Source organism: Bacillus sp. PS95, assembly GCF_037963565.1.
Taxonomy (GTDB): domain Bacteria; phylum Bacillota; class Bacilli; order Bacillales; family Bacillaceae; genus Bacillus; species Bacillus subtilis.
Map to the genome: position 1 here is coordinate 617349 of NZ_CP150160.1, position 25902 is coordinate 643250.

At 44.8% G+C, this 25902-nt stretch carries 20 protein-coding genes, 4 tRNA genes and 3 rRNA genes; 23 read left to right on the plus strand and 4 right to left on the minus strand.

Annotated elements, in window-relative coordinates:
- The first annotated feature begins 152 nt into the window (after positions 1-152).
- The 12 genes from NSQ12_RS03280 (at position 153) to tsaD (ending at position 9341) form a co-directional block, all read left to right on the plus strand.
- Positions 153-229 (plus strand) — tRNA-Arg (locus tag NSQ12_RS03280).
- 14 nt (positions 230-243) lie between these two features.
- Positions 244-317 (plus strand) — tRNA-Gly (locus tag NSQ12_RS03285).
- A 160-nt stretch (positions 318-477) separates the two neighbouring features.
- Positions 478-2027, plus strand: a 16S ribosomal RNA gene (locus NSQ12_RS03290).
- Positions 2028-2197: 170 nt separating this feature from the next.
- Positions 2198-5125 (plus strand): 23S ribosomal RNA (locus NSQ12_RS03295).
- A 55-nt stretch (positions 5126-5180) separates the two neighbouring features.
- Positions 5181-5296, plus strand: a 5S ribosomal RNA gene (rrf, locus tag NSQ12_RS03300).
- The 16S, 23S and 5S rRNA genes sit together here with 4 tRNA genes alongside, the layout of an rRNA operon.
- 14 nt (positions 5297-5310) lie before the next feature.
- A tRNA-Met gene (locus tag NSQ12_RS03305) sits at positions 5311-5387 on the plus strand.
- A gap of 60 nt (positions 5388-5447) precedes the next feature.
- Positions 5448-5524, plus strand: a tRNA-Asp gene (locus tag NSQ12_RS03310).
- Between the two features lie 180 nt (positions 5525-5704).
- On the plus strand, positions 5705-6682 hold the full coding sequence (thiL, locus tag NSQ12_RS03315; protein ID WP_064671828.1) for a thiamine-phosphate kinase: 978 nt from the start codon (positions 5705-5707) through the stop codon (positions 6680-6682).
- 14 nt (positions 6683-6696) lie between these two features.
- A complete protein-coding gene (gene tsaE, locus NSQ12_RS03320; RefSeq protein WP_015715341.1) occupies positions 6697-7173 on the plus strand; it encodes a tRNA (adenosine(37)-N6)-threonylcarbamoyltransferase complex ATPase subunit type 1 TsaE in 477 nt (158 codons plus the stop codon).
- The gene (gene tsaB, locus NSQ12_RS03325; protein WP_015252684.1) at positions 7154-7843 is read left to right on the plus strand and encodes a tRNA (adenosine(37)-N6)-threonylcarbamoyltransferase complex dimerization subunit type 1 TsaB; all 690 of its coding nucleotides are present in this window, start codon (positions 7154-7156) and stop codon (positions 7841-7843) included. The genes tsaE and tsaB overlap by 20 nt, the downstream gene beginning before the upstream one ends.
- A gap of 9 nt (positions 7844-7852) precedes the next feature.
- Positions 7853-8308 (plus strand): ribosomal protein S18-alanine N-acetyltransferase, encoded by a 456-nt coding sequence (rimI, locus tag NSQ12_RS03330; protein WP_015252683.1) that lies wholly within the window; start codon positions 7853-7855, stop codon positions 8306-8308.
- The gene (gene tsaD, locus NSQ12_RS03335) at positions 8301-9341 is read left to right on the plus strand and encodes a tRNA (adenosine(37)-N6)-threonylcarbamoyltransferase complex transferase subunit TsaD (RefSeq protein WP_003234076.1); all 1041 of its coding nucleotides are present in this window, start codon (positions 8301-8303) and stop codon (positions 9339-9341) included. The genes rimI and tsaD overlap by 8 nt, the downstream gene beginning before the upstream one ends.
- A 229-nt stretch (positions 9342-9570) precedes the next feature.
- Here the strand turns inward: tsaD and NSQ12_RS03340 are convergent, their stop codons facing one another.
- Positions 9571-11499: an ABC-F family ATP-binding cassette domain-containing protein gene (locus NSQ12_RS03340; protein WP_029317385.1), complete on the minus strand. Its 1929-nt coding sequence runs from the start codon at positions 11497-11499 to the stop codon at positions 9571-9573.
- Between the two features lie 125 nt (positions 11500-11624).
- Between NSQ12_RS03340 and moaC the strand changes: the two genes are divergently transcribed.
- From moaC to tatC, 4 genes are read left to right on the plus strand one after another with little or no spacing between them, the layout of a single operon-like run.
- A complete protein-coding gene (gene moaC, locus NSQ12_RS03345) occupies positions 11625-12137 on the plus strand; it encodes a cyclic pyranopterin monophosphate synthase MoaC (protein WP_047182181.1) in 513 nt (170 codons plus the stop codon).
- Positions 12134-12781 carry a redox-sensing transcriptional repressor Rex gene (locus NSQ12_RS03350; RefSeq protein ID WP_003234073.1) on the plus strand — a complete coding sequence of 216 codons (648 nt, stop codon included), beginning with the start codon at positions 12134-12136 and terminating at the stop codon, positions 12779-12781. Before moaC ends, NSQ12_RS03350 begins: the two co-directional genes overlap by 4 nt.
- 21 nt (positions 12782-12802) lie before the next feature.
- Positions 12803-12976: a sec-independent protein translocase protein TatAY gene (gene tatAY, locus NSQ12_RS03355; protein WP_003234072.1), complete on the plus strand. Its 174-nt coding sequence runs from the start codon at positions 12803-12805 to the stop codon at positions 12974-12976.
- Positions 12977-12982: 6 nt separating this feature from the next.
- Positions 12983-13747, plus strand: a complete 765-nt coding sequence (gene tatC, locus NSQ12_RS03360; RefSeq protein ID WP_015252680.1) for a twin-arginine translocase subunit TatC — start codon at positions 12983-12985, stop codon at positions 13745-13747.
- A gap of 37 nt (positions 13748-13784) precedes the next feature.
- Here the strand turns inward: tatC and NSQ12_RS03365 are convergent, their stop codons facing one another.
- Positions 13785-13976, minus strand: a complete 192-nt coding sequence (locus NSQ12_RS03365; RefSeq protein ID WP_003225680.1) for a YdiK family protein — start codon at positions 13974-13976, stop codon at positions 13785-13787.
- Complete coding sequence (locus NSQ12_RS03370) at positions 13973-14707, minus strand: type II CAAX endopeptidase family protein (RefSeq protein ID WP_003234069.1); 735 nt, start codon at positions 14705-14707, stop codon at positions 13973-13975. Before NSQ12_RS03370 ends, NSQ12_RS03365 begins: the two co-directional genes overlap by 4 nt.
- A 238-nt stretch (positions 14708-14945) precedes the next feature.
- On the opposite strand from NSQ12_RS03370, the gene groES reads away from it, so the two are divergent.
- The 3 genes from groES to NSQ12_RS03385 all read left to right on the plus strand — a co-directional run bounded on the left by groES (position 14946) and on the right by NSQ12_RS03385 (position 18604).
- On the plus strand, positions 14946-15230 hold the full coding sequence (gene groES / locus NSQ12_RS03375) for a co-chaperone GroES (RefSeq protein WP_003155970.1): 285 nt from the start codon (positions 14946-14948) through the stop codon (positions 15228-15230).
- Positions 15231-15276: 46 nt separating this feature from the next.
- Positions 15277-16908 (plus strand): chaperonin GroEL, encoded by a 1632-nt coding sequence (gene groL, locus NSQ12_RS03380; protein WP_003234067.1) that lies wholly within the window; start codon positions 15277-15279, stop codon positions 16906-16908.
- A gap of 700 nt (positions 16909-17608) precedes the next feature.
- The gene (locus tag NSQ12_RS03385; RefSeq protein ID WP_201763421.1) at positions 17609-18604 is read left to right on the plus strand and encodes an alpha/beta hydrolase family protein; all 996 of its coding nucleotides are present in this window, start codon (positions 17609-17611) and stop codon (positions 18602-18604) included.
- 88 nt (positions 18605-18692) lie between these two features.
- Here NSQ12_RS03385 and gutR read toward each other — a convergent pair whose 3' ends face one another.
- Positions 18693-21182: a glucitol operon transcriptional regulator GutR gene (gene gutR, locus NSQ12_RS03390; RefSeq protein ID WP_160221387.1), complete on the minus strand. Its 2490-nt coding sequence runs from the start codon at positions 21180-21182 to the stop codon at positions 18693-18695.
- A 201-nt stretch (positions 21183-21383) separates the two neighbouring features.
- On the opposite strand from gutR, the gene gutB reads away from it, so the two are divergent.
- The 4 genes from gutB (at position 21384) to NSQ12_RS03410 (ending at position 25846) form a co-directional block, all read left to right on the plus strand.
- Positions 21384-22445, plus strand: a complete 1062-nt coding sequence (gene gutB / locus NSQ12_RS03395) for a sorbitol dehydrogenase (RefSeq protein ID WP_015715423.1) — start codon at positions 21384-21386, stop codon at positions 22443-22445.
- 73 nt (positions 22446-22518) lie between these two features.
- On the plus strand, positions 22519-23910 hold the full coding sequence (locus NSQ12_RS03400) for an MFS transporter (protein ID WP_339175905.1): 1392 nt from the start codon (positions 22519-22521) through the stop codon (positions 23908-23910).
- A 94-nt stretch (positions 23911-24004) separates the two neighbouring features.
- The gene (locus NSQ12_RS03405; RefSeq protein ID WP_339175907.1) at positions 24005-24967 is read left to right on the plus strand and encodes a carbohydrate kinase; all 963 of its coding nucleotides are present in this window, start codon (positions 24005-24007) and stop codon (positions 24965-24967) included.
- A gap of 195 nt (positions 24968-25162) precedes the next feature.
- Positions 25163-25846 carry a PspA/IM30 family protein gene (locus NSQ12_RS03410; protein ID WP_041851253.1) on the plus strand — a complete coding sequence of 228 codons (684 nt, stop codon included), beginning with the start codon at positions 25163-25165 and terminating at the stop codon, positions 25844-25846.
- Positions 25847-25902: the final 56 nt, after the last annotated feature.

The following is a 25902-nucleotide window of genomic DNA, read 5'->3' on the forward strand; positions in this document are numbered from 1 at the left end:
GAAAAACAAAAAAGTTTTTCTAAGGTGTTTACAAGATTTTAAAAATGTGTATAATAAGAAAAGTCGAATTGAAAAAGATTCGAAAAAACATTTTAAAAAAACTTCTTGACTTCACCATCAAATGATAGTATGATAGTTAAGTCGCTTGATAAGCGCCCGTAGCTCAATTGGATAGAGCGTTTGACTACGGATCAAAAGGTTAGGGGTTCGACTCCTCTCGGGCGCGCCAATATAAGATACTACGCGGGTGTAGTTTAGTGGTAAAACCTCAGCCTTCCAAGCTGATGTCGTGAGTTCGATTCTCATCACCCGCTCCATTATTGAATGATCTTTGAAAACTAAACAAGACAAAACGTACCTGTTAATTCATTTTTATAAATCGCACAGCGATGTGCGTAGTCAGTCAAACTAGGGTCTGCACGACGCAGGTCACACAGGTGTCGCCGCAGGATGCGGTGAACTTAACCTGTGATCCATTTATCGGAGAGTTTGATCCTGGCTCAGGACGAACGCTGGCGGCGTGCCTAATACATGCAAGTCGAGCGGACAGATGGGAGCTTGCTCCCTGATGTTAGCGGCGGACGGGTGAGTAACACGTGGGTAACCTGCCTGTAAGACTGGGATAACTCCGGGAAACCGGGGCTAATACCGGATGGTTGTTTGAACCGCATGGTTCAAACATAAAAGGTGGCTTCGGCTACCACTTACAGATGGACCCGCGGCGCATTAGCTAGTTGGTGAGGTAACGGCTCACCAAGGCAACGATGCGTAGCCGACCTGAGAGGGTGATCGGCCACACTGGGACTGAGACACGGCCCAGACTCCTACGGGAGGCAGCAGTAGGGAATCTTCCGCAATGGACGAAAGTCTGACGGAGCAACGCCGCGTGAGTGATGAAGGTTTTCGGATCGTAAAGCTCTGTTGTTAGGGAAGAACAAGTACCGTTCGAATAGGGCGGTACCTTGACGGTACCTAACCAGAAAGCCACGGCTAACTACGTGCCAGCAGCCGCGGTAATACGTAGGTGGCAAGCGTTGTCCGGAATTATTGGGCGTAAAGGGCTCGCAGGCGGTTTCTTAAGTCTGATGTGAAAGCCCCCGGCTCAACCGGGGAGGGTCATTGGAAACTGGGGAACTTGAGTGCAGAAGAGGAGAGTGGAATTCCACGTGTAGCGGTGAAATGCGTAGAGATGTGGAGGAACACCAGTGGCGAAGGCGACTCTCTGGTCTGTAACTGACGCTGAGGAGCGAAAGCGTGGGGAGCGAACAGGATTAGATACCCTGGTAGTCCACGCCGTAAACGATGAGTGCTAAGTGTTAGGGGGTTTCCGCCCCTTAGTGCTGCAGCTAACGCATTAAGCACTCCGCCTGGGGAGTACGGTCGCAAGACTGAAACTCAAAGGAATTGACGGGGGCCCGCACAAGCGGTGGAGCATGTGGTTTAATTCGAAGCAACGCGAAGAACCTTACCAGGTCTTGACATCCTCTGACAATCCTAGAGATAGGACGTCCCCTTCGGGGGCAGAGTGACAGGTGGTGCATGGTTGTCGTCAGCTCGTGTCGTGAGATGTTGGGTTAAGTCCCGCAACGAGCGCAACCCTTGATCTTAGTTGCCAGCATTCAGTTGGGCACTCTAAGGTGACTGCCGGTGACAAACCGGAGGAAGGTGGGGATGACGTCAAATCATCATGCCCCTTATGACCTGGGCTACACACGTGCTACAATGGACAGAACAAAGGGCAGCGAAACCGCGAGGTTAAGCCAATCCCACAAATCTGTTCTCAGTTCGGATCGCAGTCTGCAACTCGACTGCGTGAAGCTGGAATCGCTAGTAATCGCGGATCAGCATGCCGCGGTGAATACGTTCCCGGGCCTTGTACACACCGCCCGTCACACCACGAGAGTTTGTAACACCCGAAGTCGGTGAGGTAACCTTTTAGGAGCCAGCCGCCGAAGGTGGGACAGATGATTGGGGTGAAGTCGTAACAAGGTAGCCGTATCGGAAGGTGCGGCTGGATCACCTCCTTTCTAAGGATATTATACGGAATATAAGACCTTGGGTCTTATAAACAGAACGTTCCCTGTCTTGTTTAGTTTTGAAGGATCATTCCTTCGAAACGTGTTCTTTGAAAACTAGATAACAGTAGACATCACATTCAATTAGTAACACAAGATATCACATAGTGATTCTTTTTAACGGTTAAGTTAGAAAGGGCGCACGGTGGATGCCTTGGCACTAGGAGCCGATGAAGGACGGGACGAACACCGATATGCTTCGGGGAGCTGTAAGCAAGCTTTGATCCGGAGATTTCCGAATGGGGAAACCCACCACTCGTAATGGAGTGGTATCCATATCTGAATTCATAGGATATGAGAAGGCAGACCCGGGGAACTGAAACATCTAAGTACCCGGAGGAAGAGAAAGCAAATGCGATTCCCTGAGTAGCGGCGAGCGAAACGGGATTAGCCCAAACCAAGAGGCTTGCCTCTTGGGGTTGTAGGACACTCTGTACGGAGTTACAAAAGAACGAGGTAGATGAAGAGGTCTGGAAAGGCCCGCCATAGGAGGTAACAGCCCTGTAGTCAAAACTTCGTTCTCTCCTGAGTGGATCCTGAGTACGGCGGAACACGTGAAATTCCGTCGGAATCCGGGAGGACCATCTCCCAAGGCTAAATACTCCCTAGTGACCGATAGTGAACCAGTACCGTGAGGGAAAGGTGAAAAGCACCCCGGAAGGGGAGTGAAAGAGATCCTGAAACCGTGTGCCTACAAGTAGTCAGAGCCCGTTAACGGGTGATGGCGTGCCTTTTGTAGAATGAACCGGCGAGTTACGATCCCGTGCAAGGTTAAGCAGAAGATGCGGAGCCGCAGCGAAAGCGAGTCTGAATAGGGCGCATGAGTACGTGGTCGTAGACCCGAAACCAGGTGATCTACCCATGTCCAGGGTGAAGTTCAGGTAACACTGAATGGAGGCCCGAACCCACGCACGTTGAAAAGTGCGGGGATGAGGTGTGGGTAGGGGTGAAATGCCAATCGAACCTGGAGATAGCTGGTTCTCTCCGAAATAGCTTTAGGGCTAGCCTCAAGGTAAGAGTCTTGGAGGTAGAGCACTGATTGGACTAGGGGCCCCTACCGGGTTACCGAATTCAGTCAAACTCCGAATGCCAATGACTTATCCTTGGGAGTCAGACTGCGAGTGATAAGATCCGTAGTCGAAAGGGAAACAGCCCAGACCGCCAGCTAAGGTCCCAAAGTATACGTTAAGTGGAAAAGGATGTGGAGTTGCTTAGACAACCAGGATGTTGGCTTAGAAGCAGCCACCATTTAAAGAGTGCGTAATAGCTCACTGGTCGAGTGACTCTGCGCCGAAAATGTACCGGGGCTAAACGTATCACCGAAGCTGCGGACTGTTCTTCGAACAGTGGTAGGAGAGCGTTCTAAGGGCTGTGAAGCCAGACCGGAAGGACTGGTGGAGCGCTTAGAAGTGAGAATGCCGGTATGAGTAGCGAAAGAGGGGTGAGAATCCCCTCCACCGAATGCCTAAGGTTTCCTGAGGAAGGCTCGTCCGCTCAGGGTTAGTCGGGACCTAAGCCGAGGCCGAAAGGCGTAGGCGATGGACAACAGGTTGATATTCCTGTACCACCTCCTCACCATTTGAGCAATGGGGGGACGCAGGAGGATAGGGTAAGCGCGGTATTGGATATCCGCGTCCAAGCAGTTAGGCTGGGAAATAGGCAAATCCGTTTCCCATAAGGCTGAGCTGTGATGGCGAGCGAAATATAGTAGCGAAGTTCCTGATTCCACACTGCCAAGAAAAGCCTCTAGCGAGGTGAGAGGTGCCCGTACCGCAAACCGACACAGGTAGGCGAGGAGAGAATCCTAAGGTGATCGAGAGAACTCTCGTTAAGGAACTCGGCAAAATGACCCCGTAACTTCGGGAGAAGGGGTGCTCTGTTAGGGTGCAAGCCCGAGAGAGCCGCAGTGAATAGGCCCAGGCGACTGTTTAGCAAAAACACAGGTCTCTGCGAAGCCGTAAGGCGAAGTATAGGGGCTGACGCCTGCCCGGTGCTGGAAGGTTAAGAGGAGCGCTTAGCGTAAGCGAAGGTGCGAATTGAAGCCCCAGTAAACGGCGGCCGTAACTATAACGGTCCTAAGGTAGCGAAATTCCTTGTCGGGTAAGTTCCGACCCGCACGAAAGGCGCAACGATCTGGGCACTGTCTCAACGAGAGACTCGGTGAAATTATAGTACCTGTGAAGATGCAGGTTACCCGCGACAGGACGGAAAGACCCCGTGGAGCTTTACTGCAGCCTGATATTGAATGTTGGTACAGCTTGTACAGGATAGGTAGGAGCCTTGGAAACCGGAGCGCCAGCTTCGGTGGAGGCATCGGTGGGATACTACCCTGGCTGTATTGACCTTCTAACCCGCCGCCCTTATCGGGCGGGGAGACAGTGTCAGGTGGGCAGTTTGACTGGGGCGGTCGCCTCCTAAAAGGTAACGGAGGCGCCCAAAGGTTCCCTCAGAATGGTTGGAAATCATTCGCAGAGTGTAAAGGCACAAGGGAGCTTGACTGCGAGACCTACAAGTCGAGCAGGGACGAAAGTCGGGCTTAGTGATCCGGTGGTTCCGCATGGAAGGGCCATCGCTCAACGGATAAAAGCTACCCCGGGGATAACAGGCTTATCTCCCCCAAGAGTCCACATCGACGGGGAGGTTTGGCACCTCGATGTCGGCTCATCGCATCCTGGGGCTGTAGTCGGTCCCAAGGGTTGGGCTGTTCGCCCATTAAAGCGGTACGCGAGCTGGGTTCAGAACGTCGTGAGACAGTTCGGTCCCTATCCGTCGCGGGCGCAGGAAATTTGAGAGGAGCTGTCCTTAGTACGAGAGGACCGGGATGGACGCACCGCTGGTGTACCAGTTGTTCTGCCAAGGGCATCGCTGGGTAGCTATGTGCGGACGGGATAAGTGCTGAAAGCATCTAAGCATGAAGCCCCCCTCAAGATGAGATTTCCCATTCCGCAAGGAAGTAAGATCCCTGAAAGATGATCAGGTTGATAGGTCTGAGGTGGAAGTGTGGCGACACATGGAGCTGACAGATACTAATCGATCGAGGACTTAACCATATTTTTGAATGATGTCACACCTGTTATCTAGTTTTGAGAGAACACTCTCAATTTGTTTGGTGGCGATAGCGAAGAGGTCACACCCGTTCCCATACCGAACACGGAAGTTAAGCTCTTCAGCGCCGATGGTAGTCGGGGGTTTCCCCCTGTGAGAGTAGGACGCCGCCAAGCATTACTTTTATCATCGCGGGGTGGAGCAGTTCGGTAGCTCGTCGGGCTCATAACCCGAAGGTCGCAGGTTCAAATCCTGCCCCCGCAACCAAATATATGATTAAATAAGGAGTGCCCTAAGGGTACAACTAAAATAATCTTATACAAATATGGTCCGGTAGTTCAGTTGGTTAGAATGCCTGCCTGTCACGCAGGAGGTCGCGGGTTCGAGTCCCGTCCGGACCGCCATTAATGTAAACGAAACGATCATGTTTTCGTTTTTTTTGTGTTTTCTTTTACTGTATCTTCTGCTTGGTGTCATAGCCAAGCTTTCTTTATATCGGGAACATCTTGGATATTCCAGCAAAATTCGATAAACTAGGAAGAGCACATATAGGCATATGCAGGGGTGAAAGGAGATTTTGGTTCATGGATGAATTTGATTTGATACATAGCATTACTCCGCGGACCATTCACCATTCTTCCGTTGATGTAGGAATAGGTGATGATGCAGCGCTCTACACTGCGAAACACGGCGTTCAGGAAATTGTTTGTGTTGATACTATGGTAGAAGACGTGCACTTCAAATTACACTATTCCTCACCTGAAGATATCGGGTATAAGGCGTTAGCCGTTAATATAAGTGATATTGCCGCGATGGGAGGCATTCCGAAATTTTATTTGGTATCACTTGCGGTACCTTCAAAATGGACTGAATCTGAAATCAAGGCGATGTATGAAGGAATGAATGAACTGGCGAAACTATATCATATGGATCTGATTGGCGGCGATACAGTTTCTACCGCTGACAAATTAGTCGTTACAGTCACTGTGATCGGTGAAATTGAAAAGGGACAGGCCTGTTTGCGCAGCTTAGCAAAACCGAATGATATTGTGTTTGTAACCGGTGAAATCGGTTCTTCTGCAGCAGGACTTTCTTTATTATTAGAGGAGACTCATCCTCAAAATTCTTCTATTGACACGGATTACTTTATCCACAGGCATAAACGGCCTGAGCCAAGAGTAAGTGTCGGCAGATTATGCTCGAGTCTTGAACGGGCAGCTTTAAATGATGTTAGTGACGGATTGGCTAGTGAACTGAACGAGATTGCAGAAGCCAGCTGTGTTTCAATTGAAATTGATGAAAGCATGCTTCCAATTCATTCTGATTTACCTAAGCTTCATCCTAACTGGAAAGAATGGGCTTTGTTTGGCGGTGAGGATTTTGAGCTGACAGGGACGGTTTCAAAAGAGGAGTGGGAAGTGTTGAAGCAGCAGTGCGCAGCACGTCAACTTCCCATTACAAAGATTGGCCATGTCAGGGAAAAAACAAAATCTAAAGTGATCCTAAAAACAGATCAAACATCAATGATCTTAGAGAAAAAGGGATATAATCATTTTAAATAAGACGGGTGACTCGTGTGAAGCAATTAAAATGGAGAACTGTAAATCCAGAAGAAACAAAAGCAATTGCCAAGCTGACGGCATCGTTTGCTAAACCGGGAGACGTCCTGACATTAGAGGGCGATTTAGGTGCAGGAAAAACGACTTTTACGAAAGGTTTTGCAGAAGGGCTGGGAATTACACGTGTTGTAAACAGTCCGACTTTTACAATTATAAAAGAATATAACGATGGCGTACTTCCTCTTTATCATATGGATGTGTATAGAATGGAAGATGAAAGTGAAGATTTGGGACTTGATGAATATTTTCACGGACAAGGTGTCTGTCTCGTTGAATGGGCTCATTTAATTGAAGAACAGCTGCCGCAGGAGCGACTGCAAATTGTCATCAAAAGAGCTGGTGATGATGAGCGGGAAATTACCTTTACTGCTGTCGGGAATCGGTATGAAATGCTTTGTGAGGAGTTAAGTAGACATGACAATATTAGCAATTGATACATCAAATTATACATTGGGCATTGCGCTGCTTCGAGAAGACACTGTTATAGCAGAATACATTACATATTTGAAAAAGAACCACTCTGTAAGAGCGATGCCTGCTGTTCATTCATTGCTGAATGATTGTGATATGGCACCGCAGGACCTTTCTAAAATTGTCGTTGCAAAAGGCCCAGGTTCATACACAGGAGTAAGAATAGGTGTGACGTTGGCCAAAACACTTGCCTGGTCTTTAGACATTCCAATAAGTGCTGTATCAAGTCTTGAGACGCTTGCGGCAAATGGCCGGCATTTTGACGGTCTGATCAGCCCAATCTTTGATGCTAGACGGGGACAGGTGTACACAGGTCTGTATCAATATAAAAATGGACTTTTAGAGCAAGTTGTTCCAGATCAAAATGTGATGCTGGCAGATTGGCTGGAGATGTTAAAAGAAAAGGATCGTCCTGTTTTGTTTTTAGGTCACGACACTTCTATTCACAAGCAGATGATAGAGGATGTTCTTAGAACAAAAGGATTCATTGGAACTGCCGTCCAGCATAACCCGCGTCCTTCAGAATTGGCTTTTCTCGGGAAGGAAAAGGAAGCAGCTGATGTTCATGGGCTTGTCCCGGATTACTTGCGGCTGGCAGAAGCTGAAGCGAAATGGATTGAAAGTCAAAAGTAGGGTGATAGGATGAAAACAAAAGCAGCGGTCAGAAATATGCGGCTTGAAGATATAGATCACGTATACGAAATCGAAGCATCCTCCTTTACGTCTCCTTGGACGAAGGATTCGTTTTATCATGAGCTGCTGGAAAATCCGTATGCTCATTATCTCGTGATTGAAAAGGACGGCCATGTTGTTGGGTATTGCGGGATTTGGATTGTGATGGATGATGCCCAGATTACAAATATAGCGATAAAACCAGAGTATCGCGGCCAGTCTTTAGGAGAAACGCTTTTTCGCTCAGCTGTTGAACTGTGTAAAGAAAAAGACGCAAGGCGGCTTTCGCTTGAAGTGAGGGTTTCGAATCATCCTGCTCAAGGCTTATATAAGAAATTCGGGATGCAGCCCGGCGGAATAAGAAAGAACTATTATACTGATAACGGGGAAGATGCGTTAATTATGTGGGTGACGATAAATGAGTGAGCAAAAAGACATGTACGTATTAGGAATTGAAACAAGCTGTGATGAGACTGCTGCAGCTATTGTGAAAAACGGAAAAGAGATCATTTCAAACGTAGTAGCCTCTCAAATTGAAAGCCATAAGCGCTTCGGAGGCGTTGTTCCGGAAATTGCTTCAAGACATCATGTTGAACAAATCACTTTGGTTATAGAAGAGGCGTTTCGCAAAGCTGGCATGACGTATAGTGATATTGATGCGATTGCAGTAACAGAAGGTCCGGGACTGGTGGGAGCGCTTCTTATCGGAGTGAATGCCGCTAAAGCATTGAGCTTTGCACATAACATTCCGTTAGTAGGCGTTCATCATATAGCCGGTCATATATACGCGAACCGTCTTGTAGAAGACATCGTGTTCCCGGCACTGGCATTGGTCGTTTCAGGAGGCCATACAGAACTGGTTTATATGAAGGAACATGGATCATTTGAAGTCATTGGGGAAACCCTTGATGATGCGGCAGGAGAAGCCTACGACAAAGTGGCGCGGACGATGGGATTGCCATATCCGGGTGGACCGCAAATTGACAAGCTAGCTGAAAAAGGGAATGACAATATTCCGCTTCCTCGCGCATGGCTTGAAGAAGGCTCTTACAACTTCAGCTTTAGCGGGTTGAAGTCTGCGGTGATCAATACGCTTCATAATGCATCCCAAAAAGGGCAAGAGATTGCTCCGGAAGATTTGTCTGCCAGCTTCCAAAATAGTGTGATCGATGTCTTGGTAACCAAAACGGCGCGCGCGGCAAAGGAATATGATGTCAAACAGGTCCTTTTAGCCGGAGGAGTAGCTGCAAACAGAGGCCTCAGAGCTGCATTAGAAAAGGAATTTGCCCAGCATGAAGGGATTACGCTTGTCATTCCTCCATTAGCTTTATGTACGGATAATGCTGCGATGATTGCTGCTGCTGGTACAATTGCTTTTGAAAAAGGAATTCGCGGTGCATATGATATGAATGGCCAGCCCGGCCTTGAATTGACTTCTTATCAAAGTCTCACGAGATAATAGCGTGAGACTTTTTATCTGTTTGTTATTAACAGATAATTCACAATTTATCCACATGTCTGTGAGTAATTATAGAGATATTGATGGATAAAGGGCTGAGGTCACTGTTAATAAAGTGGATAAATTCAGAATATTTTGTGGATAGTGTGTATAAAACGCTTACTTTGTTTATTTATTAGGGGATGTTCTGTGGATAAAAAGCACCTCTAAAAAGAGGTGCTTGACTTTTTTAATCTTCTTCTGTGGATAGTTCTTCCCATTCGGACAAAAGAGATTCCAGCTCCTGATTAAGCTTCTCATTGTCTGCATGGATAGCTTGTACTTTTTCATGGTCCTGATAGACTTCAGGGTCACATAGCAATTCATCATTGCGGCTGATGTTCTCTTCAATGGTTTGAACAGTGGTTTCAATTTCTTCAATCCGACGGAGTCGTTGGCGCTCTTTCTTTTTCCATTCTTTTTCTTCCTCGTAGGAACGTTTGGAGTCAGACTTCACTGTAGCTGGCGTTTTTTCAGTTTCTTCTTGCTGATTTATTTTCTCCAATTCAAGCTGCTCTGTTTTTTTCTCTGTATAATAATCGTAATCTCCCAGATACTCCTCTATATGGCTTGAAGAAAGCTCCAGCACTCTTGTGGCGATTCTGTTAATAAAATATCTGTCATGTGAGACAAATAAAAGTGTACCTGGATAATCAATCAGCGCGTTTTCGAGAACTTCTTTGCTGTCTAAGTCCAGATGGTTTGTCGGTTCATCAAGGATGAGAAAGTTGGCTTTTTGAAGCATCAGCTTAGCTAGAGCCAATCTTGCTTTTTCGCCCCCGCTCAGTGAATGAACTGGTTTCAGCACATCATCTCCGGAGAATAAGAAATTTCCGAGACACGTCCTGATTTCTTTTTCTGGGAGCCCGGGGTACTCGTCCCACAGCTCATCAAGGACACGTTTAGAGGAAGTCAACTCAGCCTGTTCCTGGTCATAATAGCCGACACTGACATTTGAGCCGTATGAGATCGTTCCTTGATCTGGTTTTAGGGTGTCTATCAATGTTTTCAGCAATGTCGATTTACCGATTCCGTTAGGGCCGACAAGCGCAGCGCTTTCTCCTCTTGTGAGCATGAATGACACTTCTGTTAAAAGCGGCGGCTGGTTTTCATAGCTGATTGTGAGATCCTGAACACGAAGGACTTCATTTCCGCTCTGTTTTGTAATATCAAAATGAAAGTTTGCCGATTTTTCATCGCCAAGCGGTTTTGACATGACTTCCATTCGCTCAAGCTGCTTTCTGCGGCTTTGTGCCCTTTTGGTGGTAGAGGCTCTCGCCAGATTTCGGTCTACGAAGTCCTGCAGCTTTGCAATCTCGTCCTGCTGCTTTTCATACATTTTCAGATCTTTTTCATACTGCGCGGCTTTTTGGTCGAGATAAGCGCTGTAGTTGCCGTGATACTTTTTGCTTTCTGCTCTTGATACCTCGTACACCTGGTTTACTACTTTGTCCAAAAAGTAGCGGTCATGCGAAACGATGAGGATGGCGCCTGAATAGCCTTGCAAATAATGCTCAAGCCAGGTAAGCGTATCAATATCCAGATGGTTTGTCGGCTCATCGAGAATGAGCAAATCAGGCTGTGTTAACAGAAGCTTACCTAAAGCCAGTCTTGTTTTCTGGCCTCCGCTGAGGCTTTGAACCTGTGTAGAATCGTCAAAATGGCTGAAGCCGAGACCATGCAGCACAGATCTAACATCTGCTTCATATTGATAGCCGCCTTTATCTTTGAATTCCTGCTGAAGGCGGTCGTAGGTTTTCATGATGCTTTCTAATTCACCGGGGTCAGCTGCCGCCATTTTTTCTTCCATAGCCCGCATTTCCTTTTCCATTGCTTTTAAGTGGTCAAAAACAGTCAGCAGCTCTTCTTTTATGGTAAGCTTAGAATCCAAGCCAGTATGCTGGGCGAGATATCCCATTGTAATATCTTTCGGTTTAATAATTTCGCCCTTTTCATACGAAAGCTGGCCTGCGATAATTTTAAGGAGCGTGGATTTTCCGGCGCCATTTCTTCCTACAATGGCGATGCGATCACGATTTCTGACTTCCAGCTTTATATTGTTTAAAATAGTATCAGCACCAAACGATTTGGACAGCTGATTAACTTGTAAGATCATCATATTATTTCACCTCTGCTATAATAAGTTAAGTGTAGCTTATGAACCAGAAGTCAGCAAACAATACATTGGCCATATAAGACATAGAGAAGAAAATAGTGTATGATCTGTTTAAGGAGCGTTTTAATATGAATGGATTTTCTCATTTTAATGAACAGGGCAGAGCCCAGATGGTGGATATCAGCGAAAAATCTTCGACTGTCCGTACTGCGGCGGCTGTTTCAAGCGTACACATGAAGAATGAGGTGTACGAGAAAATACAAAGTCACGATATCGGCAAAGGAGATGTACTGGCTGTCGCGCAGGTGGCAGGCATTATGGCCGCAAAGCAAACGTCGAATATCATTCCGATGTGCCATCCGCTTTCATTGAGCGGGATAGATATATCGTTTGACTGGAAAATAAAAGAAGCAGAAGTTATACTTCATATAAAAGCACAGGTCAAAACGAAAGGGAGTACAGGTGTGGAAATGGAAGCGCTCACTTCTGCATCGGTGTGCGCTCTTACCGTTTACGATATGTGCAAGGCCCTTGATAAGGGGATGGTCATCGGCCCTACTTTCTTGCTGGAGAAGACAGGCGGGAAAAACGGTGACTTTAAAAGAGAACTATCCGAGTATAATTTGGAGGACCAAAAATGAATAAGGATCAATCAAAAATTCCGCAGGCGACGGCGAAACGGCTGCCGCTTTACTATCGCTTTTTAAAGAATCTGCATGCGTCAGGAAAACAGCGTGTATCATCCGCTGAACTCAGTGATGCCGTAAAGGTTGATTCTGCCACGATTCGGAGGGATTTTTCCTATTTTGGAGCTCTTGGCAAAAAAGGATACGGATATAATGTGGATTATTTGCTGTCTTTTTTCCGAAAAACGCTTGATCAGGATGAGATGACAGACGTCATCTTGATTGGTGTCGGGAACTTGGGAACGGCATTTCTTCACTATAATTTCACAAAAAATAATAACACAAAAATTTCTATGGCTTTTGATATAAATGAGAGTAAAATAGGAACTGAGGTAGGCGGCGTGCCCGTCTATAACCTTGATGACCTTGAACAACACGTAAAAGATGAATCAGTTGCCATTCTTACAGTGCCAGCAGTAGCCGCTCAATCCATTACAGACAGATTGGTCGCATTAGGAATCAAGGGAATCCTTAATTTTACGCCGGCCCGTTTGAATGTGCCGGAACACATTCGAATTCATCATATAGATTTAGCAGTTGAGCTTCAGTCACTTGTTTATTTTTTGAAGCATTACTCAGTTTTAGAGGAAATCGAATAGAGGGAAAGGAGGAGCCCAAATATGCCGATCGGTCCTGGAAGCCTTGCTGTTATCGCAATCGTTGCTCTGATTATCTTTGGCCCCAAAAAGCTGCCTGAATTGGGGAAAGCAGCGGGAGACACACTTCGTGAATTCAAAAACGCTACTAAAGGATTAACGAGTGATGAAGAGGAAAAAAAGAAAGAAGATCAGTAAGTTAGGATGACACGAATGAAAGTGAATCAAATGTCGCTGCTGGAGCATATTGCTGAGCTTCGAAAACGGTTGCTGATTGTAGCGCTGGCGTTTGTCGTTTTCTTTATTGCTGGATTTTTTTTAGCAAAGCCGATTATTGTGTACCTGCAAGAAACAGATGAAGCGAAGCAGCTTACGCTTAACGCGTTTAACCTGACAGACCCGCTTTATGTGTTTATGCAATTTGCATTTATCATCGGCATAGTCCTGACCTCGCCGGTTATTCTTTATCAGCTTTGGGCTTTTGTGAGCCCGGGCCTCTATGAGAAAGAGCGCAAAGTAACGCTCAGCTACATTCCGATCTCTATTTTGCTGTTTTTAGCGGGCTTATCTTTTTCATATTATATTTTATTTCCTTTTGTTGTTGATTTTATGAAGCGGATCTCTCAGGACTTGAATGTCAATCAGGTGATCGGAATTAATGAATATTTTCATTTTCTTCTGCAGCTGACGATTCCGTTTGGACTGCTGTTCCAAATGCCGGTCATCCTTATGTTTTTGACCAGGCTCGGAATTGTGACACCGATGTTCTTGGCGAAAATCAGAAAGTATGCGTATTTTACGCTGCTGGTGATCGCAGCCCTGATTACACCGCCTGAGCTTCTGTCCCATATGATGGTCACAGTCCCGCTTTTGATTTTATATGAAATCAGTATTCTGATATCGAAGGCCGCCTATCGGAAAGCGCAGAAAAGCAGTGCAGCCGATCAGGACGTGTCTTCCGGGCAATAATAAAAAATCCATTTCTCAGGCGAGAAATGGATTTTCTTTATTTTTGGTTCTTTTTGATTTTAAATGAAAAGGCGAACATCTTAAAAGAAATGCTGATGTTGTAAGCGGCGAACACCATCAGCAGGATGGAGTAAAATGACCACATGCTGCCTGGCGAGCTTGCGGCAAGATAAGTAAAGATGCACCCTACGGCAAAGTAGATCATTCCCCAAACTACCGGGTTTCTCATAAAAATAATCCTCCAATAATCAATTGCATTTGTGTGCTCTGCTGTTCAAGGTAATTCCGAACAGGCTCAAGCTGCATGATGACGACGAATGTATTCATCATTAAATGGGCGAAAATCGGCACCCATATCCGTTTTGTTCTCGCATATAAAAAGGCAAAGGTAAAGCCCATTGCTGTATATAGAAGAAGATGCTTCAAATCAGCGTGAACAATACCGAAGATAACCGAGCTGATCAGTCCTGCGAAAAAGAAATTCGTTTTTTCGTACAGCGCGCCGAAAATGATTTTTCTGAAGATGATTTCTTCTAATATAGGCCCGACGATGGAAGAAACGATAATCATGAGCGGGACTGCCTGAATGACATCCAGAATCGCTTGTGTATTTTCTGATTCTCTTCCGATGCCAAAAACATAATATTCAATAGAGCCTGCTATTCCTTGAGAGAAAAGGGCAATGAAAAAACCGGCTATCGCCCAAAGGATAGAAAGTCCGATTGAGTCCTTCTGTCCGTTTCGCAGCGTTTCTTTCGGAACGGTTCTCAGAATGAGCAGAACAACAACGAGACAGGCGATAAAGCTGATAACGGACCATAATCCTTGTGCATGCAGCATATTTTCATCTGTAGGCTGTCCTCCGGCATAACCGAATTTAAATAACAAGGGAATCGCGATTAATGCGGAAAACTGCATGATGATATATGTCAAAATAATAAACCAATACTGTTTTCTCAAATGGTATGTACTCCTTTGTTAAGTGGGTTTCGTTCATCTACAGCTATTGTAACATAATCGGTACGGGGGTGAAAAAGCTAACGGAAAAGGGAGCGGAAAAGAATGATGTAAGCGTGAAAAATTTTTTATCTTATCACTTGAAATTGGAAGGGAGATTCTTTATTATAAGAATTGTGTTAGCACTCTTTAGTGCTGAGTGCTAAAATTACATATTCATACTATTGAGGAGGTTATTACATTGTTAAAGCCATTAGGTGATCGCGTTGTCATTGAACTCGTAGAATCTGAAGAAAAAACTGCCAGCGGAATTGTGTTGCCGGATTCTGCAAAAGAAAAACCGCAAGAAGGCAAAATCGTGGCAGCTGGTTCAGGTCGCGTGTTAGAAAGCGGAGAGCGCGTTGCTTTAGAAGTAAAAGAGGGCGACCGCATTATCTTCTCAAAATACGCAGGTACTGAAGTGAAATACGAAGGTACTGAATACTTAATCTTACGTGAAAGCGACATTTTAGCTGTTATCGGCTAATTCTTAAATAAACAATATTTAAAACATTTGAGGAGGTCTTGTAAACATGGCAAAAGAAATTAAGTTTAGTGAAGAAGCTCGCCGCGCAATGCTTCGCGGTGTCGATGCACTTGCTGATGCTGTTAAAGTAACTTTAGGACCAAAAGGACGCAACGTGGTTCTAGAGAAAAAATTCGGTTCTCCGTTAATCACAAATGACGGTGTAACAATCGCTAAAGAAATCGAGCTAGAAGACGCTTTTGAAAACATGGGTGCTAAGCTTGTTGCTGAAGTAGCCAGCAAAACAAACGACGTTGCCGGTGACGGTACAACAACTGCAACAGTTCTTGCGCAAGCAATGATCCGTGAAGGCCTTAAAAACGTAACAGCAGGCGCTAACCCTGTAGGCGTGCGTAAAGGGATGGAACAAGCTGTAGCGGTTGCGATCGAAAACTTAAAAGAAATTTCTAAGCCAATCGAAGGCAAAGAGTCTATCGCTCAGGTTGCTGCGATCTCTGCTGCTGATGAGGAAGTCGGAAGCCTTATCGCTGAAGCAATGGAGCGCGTAGGAAACGACGGCGTTATCACAATCGAAGAGTCTAAAGGCTTCACAACTGAGCTTGAAGTTGTTGAAGGTATGCAATTCGACCGCGGATATGCGTCTCCTTACATGGTAACTGACTCTGATAAGATGGAAGCGGTTCTTGACAATCCTTACATCTTAATCACAGACAAAAAAATCACAAACATTCAAGAAATCCTTCCTGTGCTTGAGCAGGTTGTTCAGCAAGGCAAACCATTGCTTCTGATCGCTGAGGATGTTGAAGGCGAAGCACTTGCAACACTTGTTGTGAACAAACTTCGCGGCACATTCAACGCAGTTGCTGTTAAAGCTCCTGGCTTCGGTGACCGCCGTAAAGCAATGCTTGAAGACATCGCTGTCCTTACTGGCGGAGAAGTCATCACAGAAGATCTTGGCCTTGACCTGAAATCTACTCAAATCGCTCAATTGGGACGCGCTTCTAAAGTTGTCGTTACTAAAGAAAACACAACAATCGTTGAAGGCGCTGGCGAAACAGACAAAATTTCTGCCCGCGTGACTCAAATCCGCGCTCAAGTGGAAGAAACAACTTCTGAATTCGACAGAGAAAAATTACAAGAGCGTCTTGCTAAACTTGCTGGCGGCGTAGCTGTCATCAAAGTCGGCGCTGCGACTGAAACTGAGCTGAAAGAGCGTAAACTTCGCATCGAAGACGCCTTGAACTCAACTCGCGCAGCTGTTGAAGAAGGCATCGTATCCGGTGGTGGTACAGCGCTTGTAAACGTATATAACAAAGTCGCTGCAGTTGAAGCTGAAGGCGATGCTCAAACAGGTATCAACATCGTGCTTCGCGCGCTTGAAGAGCCAATCCGTCAAATCGCACATAACGCTGGTCTTGAAGGATCTGTCATCGTTGAGCGCCTTAAAAACGAAGAAATCGGCGTAGGCTTCAACGCTGCAACTGGCGAATGGGTAAACATGATCGAAAAAGGTATCGTTGACCCAACGAAAGTTACACGCTCAGCTCTTCAAAACGCTGCGTCTGTAGCTGCAATGTTCCTAACAACTGAAGCCGTTGTCGCTGACAAGCCAGAAGAAAACGCTGGCGGCGGAATGCCTGACATGGGCGGCATGGGCGGTATGGGCGGCATGATGTAAAACCGACAAAAAACCCTTGATTTACAAGGGTTTGTCGGCAACGGACGTCATTTTTGATGCCCTATTGATCCATTAATAAATTTTCGAGGCTTCTCATGAGTTCACTGAACTTGTGAGAAGCTTCTTTTTTTTCTGTCTTTCGTAGTTTGATTTTTTCAGCACTGTTCTATATCGATTTTCAATAGTTTTGATAATCCCGATATGAATTATTCAATTGACCAAAATACAAAATTCCACCGGCTCAGATTCCTGTTTACGTCTTCTTTGACAAACGGCTTACTGTAACTTCAGTAAACTGCACTTCTGTTATGATTATAAAATAGGTTTAAAAATTATTCGTCCAGACCTCTGTTACTTCTCTCACTATTGCAGACAGGAGATGGTATCCTCTCATAAGACAAAAAAGCCCCAGTTACCTAAATAAATAGTGTCACCAACACTCTTAGACGTTTCCCCAAGGAAAACACTGTCAAAGAGAAAACCTATTAAAATGTCTATTTGTGCTGCTTTTTAGCTACTAAGACGATGTATGTTAAATATATAGAACGGCAGAATAATCTGATTCTCAAAAATTCACTGGCGATGTAGTTAGGTTCTTCCACCAACATCTTGATAATATTCATCCCTACTCTATGGAGACCGACATTCCAATTATTAAATCTAATATTAGTTTTTTATGATTACCAAGGAGGACTTAATAGTGCATTTCTCAAAAATGATAGATCGCTTGGCTTTATATGATTTACATAGAAAAAGAAGCAAAGATAAACAATTTTCTGTTGCTTTTACAGCCGATGCAGATGATAGAGAGGAATTTTACAGTGCAAATATAGCCGATGTTTCAATTGACTTGAATGAATCTAAAAAAAATTATAGGGTTGGAACATTTCGTTATGAATCCTTAATTCAAACTGGGAATCCTGTTAATGATACTTTAAAAGGGGAGACTTTTTTAAATAAAAATGACATAGATCCGCCCAATGTCATCTTTGTACACGGCTGGCGCATGGATTCGTTCGATAGAATCAAAAAAATATTTCATAAACGTATAATGAACGATTTAGGCTGGAATATGTATTATTATTCTCTTCCATACCATTTTGAAAGAGAACCGGAAAATTCACTGTATAGTGGCGAGTTGATGATTAGTGCGAATATTGATCGTACAATTGAGTCGACAAGACAGGCCATTGTCGATTTACGGGCATTAATTTACTGGATAAAAGCAAATAAAAAAGGCCCTGTTATCATAGTGGGGGTGAGTTTAGGGGGATGGATCACTAATCTAATTGCTACCCTAGAATCTCAAATTGATGTAGTGGTATCAATCTTTTATGCCAATCGCCTTTCTTATTCAATATGGAACACGATCCCAGGTAAATTCATAAGAGAAGAATTAGAACAAAATGGTGTGACCTATGAAGATTTAACAAAATATTGGAATATCACAGATCCTAGTCAAGCCTTGCCGAAAGTTAATAAAGATAACATTCTGCTGATTTCTGCTAAACATGATCAGTATATTGACTTAAAAGATGCAGATTATTTATGGGAAAGTTGGGGGAAACCCACAAGATATGTCTACGATTGTGGTCATTCCGGTATTGTTTTTTGTCGCAAAAAACTGGCAAATGATACGCTTTCCTTTATAAGAGAAAGGATAAATACGGGAAAACCTGGTTCAGTACATTTGTAGACCTTAATAAGAAACGAAAGGCCAACTGCAACTTCAGTTGGCCTTTCCTATTTATTGAGTGAGATTGCTGACAGAACTACTATGCGTACTAGTCGTTTTCTTTAATCACCATTGCCAGTTCTTCCACCTCTCCCCGAATCCCAATCGCAGGCTCCCACGAATCAATCAAACGAATCGCTCTCTGATTAGCTTCCATAGCTTTCGTTTTCTCTCCTTTACGGTTCAACAGCTGCGCCATCCCGTAAAAATAATAGATCAACTCAACCTGATTGGCGTTATGTTTGTCATAGAGCATTTGCTCAAAGGCTTCTTCCGCTTTCTCAAACTGACCACTTTTCACGTAAGCGACACCCAGATTGAAATAGGCTTCTATCGTTTTTTCGCCGCCGTACGTGGAGCTGATTTCATTTGCGGCTTCGTATAATTGAATGGCTTCTTCATGATGACCTCTCGCAAAGCTTAAGTCACCGCGAACCAATAGAACTCTGTGTTGAATGGTAGGGGAAATCGGTTGATTTTCGATTTCGTTTAAAATGGTCTCTGCTATTTCCTGTTGCCCGTCTTTTAAAAAAAGCCTTGCTTTGAGTGCGTGTCCCCAAACCTTTAGATCATAGGCATCGTGAGCGTCTGATTGTTCCAGAATCCTCAGCCCGGCTTCAATTTGCTGTAAGGCCCTGTCTAAATCATTGACTTCCATCAGAGCCCAGCCTGCTGTGTCGATTCGGAAGTACGCTTCTCGTGTGTGTTGGCCTAATTGATGGGCGGCGTCGGCGGCTTTGCGTCCGTATTCGATTCGCAAGGGCAGGTTGATTCTGCTTAGAAAATGGCTAATGCGGGTGATGAGTTCGATTAGGATTTCTTTTTGATCGGTTTCACTTGCCCATTGGATGACCTTTAAGATGTTTGGCCATTCTTGTTTCATTTGATCTAAATTCCGTCCCAGCAGGTAGCTCCAATAGATAGAGTCGGGCTGTTCCCGCTTTAAATGGGTTTCGGCATAATCAACATAATAGTGCGCCCATCGATTGCGGGCTTCTTTTTCATATTCGTGCTGTTCGGACAAGTGCTGTTCTCCGTAAGCGACAACGGTTTGGTGCGCTAAGTATTGTGTCCTGCCTTGGCTTCGTTCCGGCTGAATCAGCGCATATGACCGCATTTGTTCCATAGCGTAATGAAAACGGCGGGCGTCTAATCCGGCTGCTGCCGCCAGGCTTTTTTCATCAGGCGGCTTGCTGAAAAAGCAAAGCGTCTGCCATAGCTTTCGCGTATCTTCATTGCATCTATCCCAGGTGCGGCCAAAGAGGAATTCAAACAATTCCAGCAGTGAGTAGCCTGCTTTTCCAAGCTCATGAATCAGCTGCTGAGCGGGGATGTCATCGTCTGACATATAGGCGATGCTGAGTGCCATGGCTTTCGGGTTTCCGGCAGTCGCTGAAATGAATTCGTTTTTCAGGTCAGATGATAGATGTAACAGCTGCTCCAGCTTTTCCCGTTTATTTTGAATGTTGCATGTTTGTAAGCATCGGTGCACTTCTTGCTGAAAAAAATCCAAAGCATCTGTTTGGTCAAGGCCGCTCAGCTGAATAGCTGTCATTTCTCCGAAGCTTTCCCGATAGGTTTGCTTTACGTTTTCCCGCGCTGTGAGGAGAACTTTCACGCCTTGCGGAAGGCTGGTGATAAATTCATGAATGTCACGTTCTGCAGTATCAATGCTGTCAACGATCAGCAGGATCGGTTTTTCTCTAGTGTAATTAGCTAACGCATTGCGGACGACGAATCGTTTTTCATTGATTGATTTATCGATTTGTTCTGTGCGTCCGAGCTGATAGGCGATCGTATTTAAAAAATCGCTAAAGCTCAATCCTTTCCAATCACCGCTGACCCAAATGATACTGTTGAACGCCGGCCAATCTGAAGTATCGTCGACACAGGAATAGGCGGCTTCAAGAGCGATTGTGGTTTTACCCATACCAGCCCAGCCGGTGATTAAACAGACTGGTGAGGGAGAAAGCATCCATTGCCGTATCGCTTCCATATCAAAGCTGCGTCCGATAAAGCGTCCGGACCAGCGTGAGGGTAAATTATGAGTGATAGGCTGTTCTGTAAGCGCATTCGTTTCATGGCCGGGTCTGTCATGAAACAGCCGTTTTACTACATTTTCAATTTCGTCTTCACTCGGAGCCCCGAATAATCCGTCTTTTCGCAGTATTTTCGCTTTTTTCAAACAGGATGCTGCCCATACAGGCAATGCGGGTTTGATGACTGGGATAGTGGTGGCTTCCAGCAAGTCGGTCAACCACTCGATATCCAAGTCGGTCTTTTCGAGAATGATCCAGATCATTCCGAACAGTTTTCCGTCGTCGATTCTTCCGGGAATGTAGTTTGCCCCCATCTGTCCGATCCAGCTTTTGATCGTGTTTGGGGAGACTCCCAGCTGGAGTGCGATTTTATCTATGTAAGACTGTCCTGTTTTTTCATTCTTTTTCCTTCTGACTTTATAATCAGGATGAAGTTTTAGCGTTTTGACGCCAGGTGCCAGCAGTTGTGCAAATTGTTTTCGGTTTTCAAGTTCAGCCATAAGCCTGCACCTCCTATTAGTACTATTTTATCAATCCAGCGTTTTTTGTATATGAAAAAATAAAAGTACAGTGCCGCTGTCCTTTTATACAGCAGGAAAGGCTGTTGAACGTGTTGAAAAGCAGATAAAATGGGGGCAGTAACAGAGAAAACAAAAATGTATGCACTTACATTTTATTTTCTAAAGAAAGGAACTTGCCAAATGACTCACACAGTACCTCAAAACATGAAAGCGGCTGTTATGCACAACACAAGAGAGATCAAAATTGAAACATTGCCTGTGCCTGATATCAATCATGATGAAGTGTTGATTAAGGTGATGGCTGTCGGAATTTGCGGATCTGATCTGCATTACTATACAAATGGCCGAATAGGCAACTATGTTGTGGAAAAACCATTTATCCTTGGGCATGAATGTGCGGGTGAAATTGCCGCTGTCGGATCATCTGTCGATCAATTCAAGGTGGGAGACCGCGTCGCTGTAGAGCCGGGTGTTACGTGCGGACGCTGTGAAGCGTGCAAAGAAGGGCGCTATAATCTTTGCCCGGATGTACAGTTTTTGGCTACACCGCCGGTAGACGGCGCGTTTGTCCAATATATTAAAATGCGTCAGGACTTTGTTTTTTTAATCCCAGACTCACTTTCTTATGAAGATGCTGCTTTGATCGAGCCGTTTTCTGTCGGCATCCATGCGGCGGCCAGAACGAAGCTACAGCCCGGATCAACGATTGCGATTATGGGGATGGGCCCTGTTGGGTTAATGGCTGTTGCCGCAGCTAAAGCATTTGGGGCAGGCACAATCATTGTCACCGACTTAGAGCCGCTGCGGTTAGAAGCTGCGAAAAAAATGGGAGCGACTCACATTATTAATATACGTGAACAGGATGCACTTGAAGAGATTAAAACGATCACGAATGATAGAGGCGTTGATGTTGCTTGGGAAACAGCAGGGAATCCAGCGGCATTGCAATCCGCACTGGCTTCTGTGCGCCGGGGCGGAAAATTGGCGATTGTCGGTTTGCCTTCACAGAACGAGATTCCGCTCAACGTACCGTTTATTGCGGATAATGAGATTGATATTTACGGGATCTTCCGTTATGCCAATACGTATCCAAAGGGAATCGAATTTCTTGCTTCAGGCATTGTGGACACGAAGCATCTAGTAACGGACCAATATTCGCTGGAGCAGACGCAAGATGCGATGGAGCGGGCGCTTCAATTTAAGAATGAATGTTTAAAAGTGATGGTGTATCCAAATCGCTGAGTGAACAGGGAGGATCTTCGTATTCTCCCTCTTGTTTACTGGAAATGAAAACGGATTCTTGGGGTGGGAAATGATGATTGAAACAGAAAAAGTAACGGCAATGAAAGTGAAGCATCAGTCAAAATCCAGTACCGGACTGTCCTGGTTTGAACGAATCGGTTATGGATTCGGCGATATGTCGTATAATATTATCTTTCAGTTTGTAAACGCATACTTATTATTTTATTATACAGACGTCGGCGGCATTCAGCCTGCGGTGATCGCAACTTTGTTTCTTGTTGTGCGTGTGCTGGATGCTATTTTTGACCCGATCATGGGATTGATTTTAGATAAAACGAATACAAGGTGGGGAAAAGCAAGGCCATATTTGCTGTGGGTGGCATTTCCTTTTGCGCTATTCACATTCTTATGTTTCACGACGCCTCATTTCGGTGAGACCGGAAATATGGTATATGCGTATGTCACTTATATTCTGCTTGGGATGTCCTTTAGTATGCAAACGATCCCGGTGAACAGCTTAACGGGGCGGATGACGAATTCGGTGGAGGAACGAACGGTTCTGACCACAACCCGGATGATTTTGGTGTATATCGGCATTCTTTTATCCATTTCCTGTGCGACACCGCTTGCAACTGCTATCGGAGGAGAGGATCAGGCGTTTGGATTTCAGATGACGGCGCTCATCTATGCGGCTGTCAGCATCGTTTTGAATCTATTTAGTTTCTTTACTGTACGGGAGCGGATTCAGCCTAAAAAGAGAAAAAAACAAGGGATCAAAAAGACATTATCCGTTTTATTCCGAAATAAACCCTTGCTTATGTTAATTTCATCATTTTTGGCTTTTGCGATCGGGTTTAATATTAAGCTCAGCACGATGGTGTATTATTTTACGTATAACGTCAACCATAAAGAGTTCGTGTTTATGGGCACCGTTTTATTTTTCGGGGCAGCGCTGATCAGTAATTTGTTTATTCCTTTCTTTTCTGAGAAGTGGGGCAGAAAACAAGTCATGATCATCACGGCAGCTCTATCGCTTATTTCTTATGCCGGCCTGCATTTTACGCCGTATTCTTCAATTCCACTCATTTTCATTTGGCTTTTCGCTTCGGGATTTTTCACAACGCCTTTAAATACGCTTGCTTGGGGAATGGTTGCGGATTGTGTCGATTATGCGGAATGGAAAACCGGAATTCGCGCGGATGGTGTGGTGATTTCCAGCATGAGCTTTATCAATAAGCTGGGTGTTGCGTTAGCCGGGTCATTTTCGGCCATTTATTTAGGAATCGCCGGGTATGTGGCGAATACAGACCAGACAATTGCGTCATTGAATGCGATTAAAAATATGAATGCTTTGATTCCGGGATTTTTCATTTTGCTTTCTATTATTCTTATCGCCTTCTATCCTTTAACGGAAAAAAGATATAAACACATCATCTCTGAGCTGGAGCAAAGGTCTGCGAGATAAATATATGTAAAATTTTTAATATTCAATGTTGTATTTATGGCAGAAAGTAATATACTGAGACTGTAATCTAGACTTTATAAATGAGTGTGATAATATGCGTAGTCATTCTGTAGTTTGTATTGGGGAATTGTTGATTGATTTCTTTTGTACCGATGTTGACGTTGATTTAATGGTAGGGCGCCAATTCCTGAAAAGTGCCGGCGGGGCACCGGCGAATGTGTCGGCAGCAATTGCTAAGCTGGGCGGAGACGCCGCTTTCAGCGGAAAAGTAGGAAAGGATCCGTTTGGGTATTTTCTGAAGCAAACATTGGACGCTGTACATGTCGATACCTCTATGCTGGTGATGGATGAGAAAGCGCCTACAACGCTTGCTTTTGTTTCATTAAAACAAAATGGAGAGCGTGACTTTGTTTTTAATAGAGGCGCGGACGCTTTGTTTACGCTGGAGGACATTGACCAGGAAAAACTAAACGAAGCGAAAATCCTTCATTTCGGCTCTGCGACGGCACTGTTATCGGATCCGTTTTGCTCAGCCTATTTACGGTTGATGTCGATTGCGAAAGACAATGGACAGTTTATTTCGTTTGACCCTAACTACCGTGAAGATTTATGGAGGGGAAGAGTCTCAGAGTTTGTAAGTGTTGCGAAAAAAGCGATCGCTGTAAGTGATTTTGTGAAAGTCAGTGACGAGGAGCTTGAGATTATCAGCGGTGTGAAGGATCATGAAAAGGGTGTTGCGATCCTTCATGAGATCGGAGCCAACATTGTCGCTGTGACACTTGGGAAAAGCGGAACGCTTCTTTCCAATGGAAAAGACCGTGAAATCATTCCAAGCATTCCGGTGACATCAATCGATTCAACAGGGGCGGGAGATGCTTTTGTCGGTGCGGCTTTATATCAATTGGCAAATACGAATCAGATTCAATCTGTAGATGCTGATTTTGTGAAACTGCGTGAGATTGTGTCGTTTGCCAATAAGGTCGGAGCTCTTGTGTGTACTAAAATTGGAGCGATTGATGCACTGCCGAGCTTGGATGAGATCGAAGTTTCTTTGTAAATCATTGAAGATGTTTCTTGAAAGTCTTTGGACTTTTGGGGGCATTTTTTTTTATTGCTTACATTTTTGTTCAGGTAAAAAGTTGTATATTTTTTGTTTGAAATGTCATTTTTTATTAAAAAAGTGAAACTTTTAACGATAATAAATAGTATATGTAACAAGGGTTACCGAATTAGCTTTAGGAGGAACGATATAATGAGTATAATTGGAAGATTTAAAGATATTATGTCTGCGAATATCAATGCTTTATTGGACAAGGCTGAAAATCCGGAGAAAATGGCAGATCAATATTTAAGAAACATGAATAGCGATTTGGCTAAGGTTAAGGCAGAAACAGCAGCTGTTATGGCTGAGGAGCAGAGAGCAAAAAGAGAATATCACGAATGCCAGGCGGATATGGAAAAGATGGAAAGCTATGCAATGAAGGCGCTGCAAGCCGGGAATGAGAGCGATGCGAGAAAATTTCTTGAAAGAAAAACATCTTTGGAGTCAAAGCTTTCTGAGCTGCAGGCGGCGAATCAAATTGCTGCAACCAATGCCGCACAGATGAGAAAGATGCATGACAAATTGGTATCTGACATTGGAGAGCTGGAAGCACGTAAAAATATGATCAAGGCGAAGTGGGCAGTAGCGAAAACGCAAGAAAGAATGAACAAACTGGGCGCTTCTGTTTCAAGTACAAGCCAATCAATGTCTGCATTCGGCCGAATGGAGGACAAAGTAAATAAGGCACTTGATCAGGCCAATGCAATGGCTGAACTGAACAGCGCTCCGCAGGATGATATGGCTGATCTGACTGCAAAGTATGACACTGGCGGTTCAAGCCAGGTTGACGATGAACTTGCGGCGTTAAAAGCGAAAATGATGCTCGATAAGTAATACATAGGAGGCCGCAGCTTTCGGCTGCGGCGTCATTTTATCATAAGATGTGAGAG

Excerpts from the sequence above, each read along its gene's own strand:
- moaC (WP_047182181.1), top strand. The coding sequence starts at position 11,625 with ATGAATGGATTTTCTCATTTTAATGAACAGGGCAGAGCCCAGATGGTG.
- NSQ12_RS03350 (WP_003234073.1), top strand. The coding sequence starts at position 12,134 with ATGAATAAGGATCAATCAAAAATTCCGCAGGCGACGGCGAAACGGCTG.
- tsaD (WP_003234076.1), top strand. The coding sequence starts at position 8,301 with ATGAGTGAGCAAAAAGACATGTACGTATTAGGAATTGAAACAAGCTGT.
- tsaB (WP_015252684.1), top strand. The coding sequence starts at position 7,154 with ATGACAATATTAGCAATTGATACATCAAATTATACATTGGGCATTGCG.
- rimI (WP_015252683.1), top strand. The coding sequence starts at position 7,853 with ATGAAAACAAAAGCAGCGGTCAGAAATATGCGGCTTGAAGATATAGAT.
- NSQ12_RS03340 (WP_029317385.1), bottom strand. The coding sequence starts at position 11,499 with ATGATGATCTTACAAGTTAATCAGCTGTCCAAATCGTTTGGTGCTGAT.
- groL (WP_003234067.1), top strand. The coding sequence starts at position 15,277 with ATGGCAAAAGAAATTAAGTTTAGTGAAGAAGCTCGCCGCGCAATGCTT.
- NSQ12_RS03400 (WP_339175905.1), top strand. The coding sequence starts at position 22,519 with ATGATTGAAACAGAAAAAGTAACGGCAATGAAAGTGAAGCATCAGTCA.
- tatC (WP_015252680.1), top strand. The coding sequence starts at position 12,983 with ATGACACGAATGAAAGTGAATCAAATGTCGCTGCTGGAGCATATTGCT.
- NSQ12_RS03365 (WP_003225680.1), bottom strand. The coding sequence starts at position 13,976 with ATGAGAAACCCGGTAGTTTGGGGAATGATCTACTTTGCCGTAGGGTGC.
- tatAY (WP_003234072.1), top strand. The coding sequence starts at position 12,803 with ATGCCGATCGGTCCTGGAAGCCTTGCTGTTATCGCAATCGTTGCTCTG.
- thiL (WP_064671828.1), top strand. The coding sequence starts at position 5,705 with ATGGATGAATTTGATTTGATACATAGCATTACTCCGCGGACCATTCAC.
- gutB (WP_015715423.1), top strand. The coding sequence starts at position 21,384 with ATGACTCACACAGTACCTCAAAACATGAAAGCGGCTGTTATGCACAAC.
- NSQ12_RS03405 (WP_339175907.1), top strand. The coding sequence starts at position 24,005 with ATGCGTAGTCATTCTGTAGTTTGTATTGGGGAATTGTTGATTGATTTC.
- NSQ12_RS03410 (WP_041851253.1), top strand. The coding sequence starts at position 25,163 with ATGAGTATAATTGGAAGATTTAAAGATATTATGTCTGCGAATATCAAT.
- gutR (WP_160221387.1), bottom strand. The coding sequence starts at position 21,182 with ATGGCTGAACTTGAAAACCGAAAACAATTTGCACAACTGCTGGCACCT.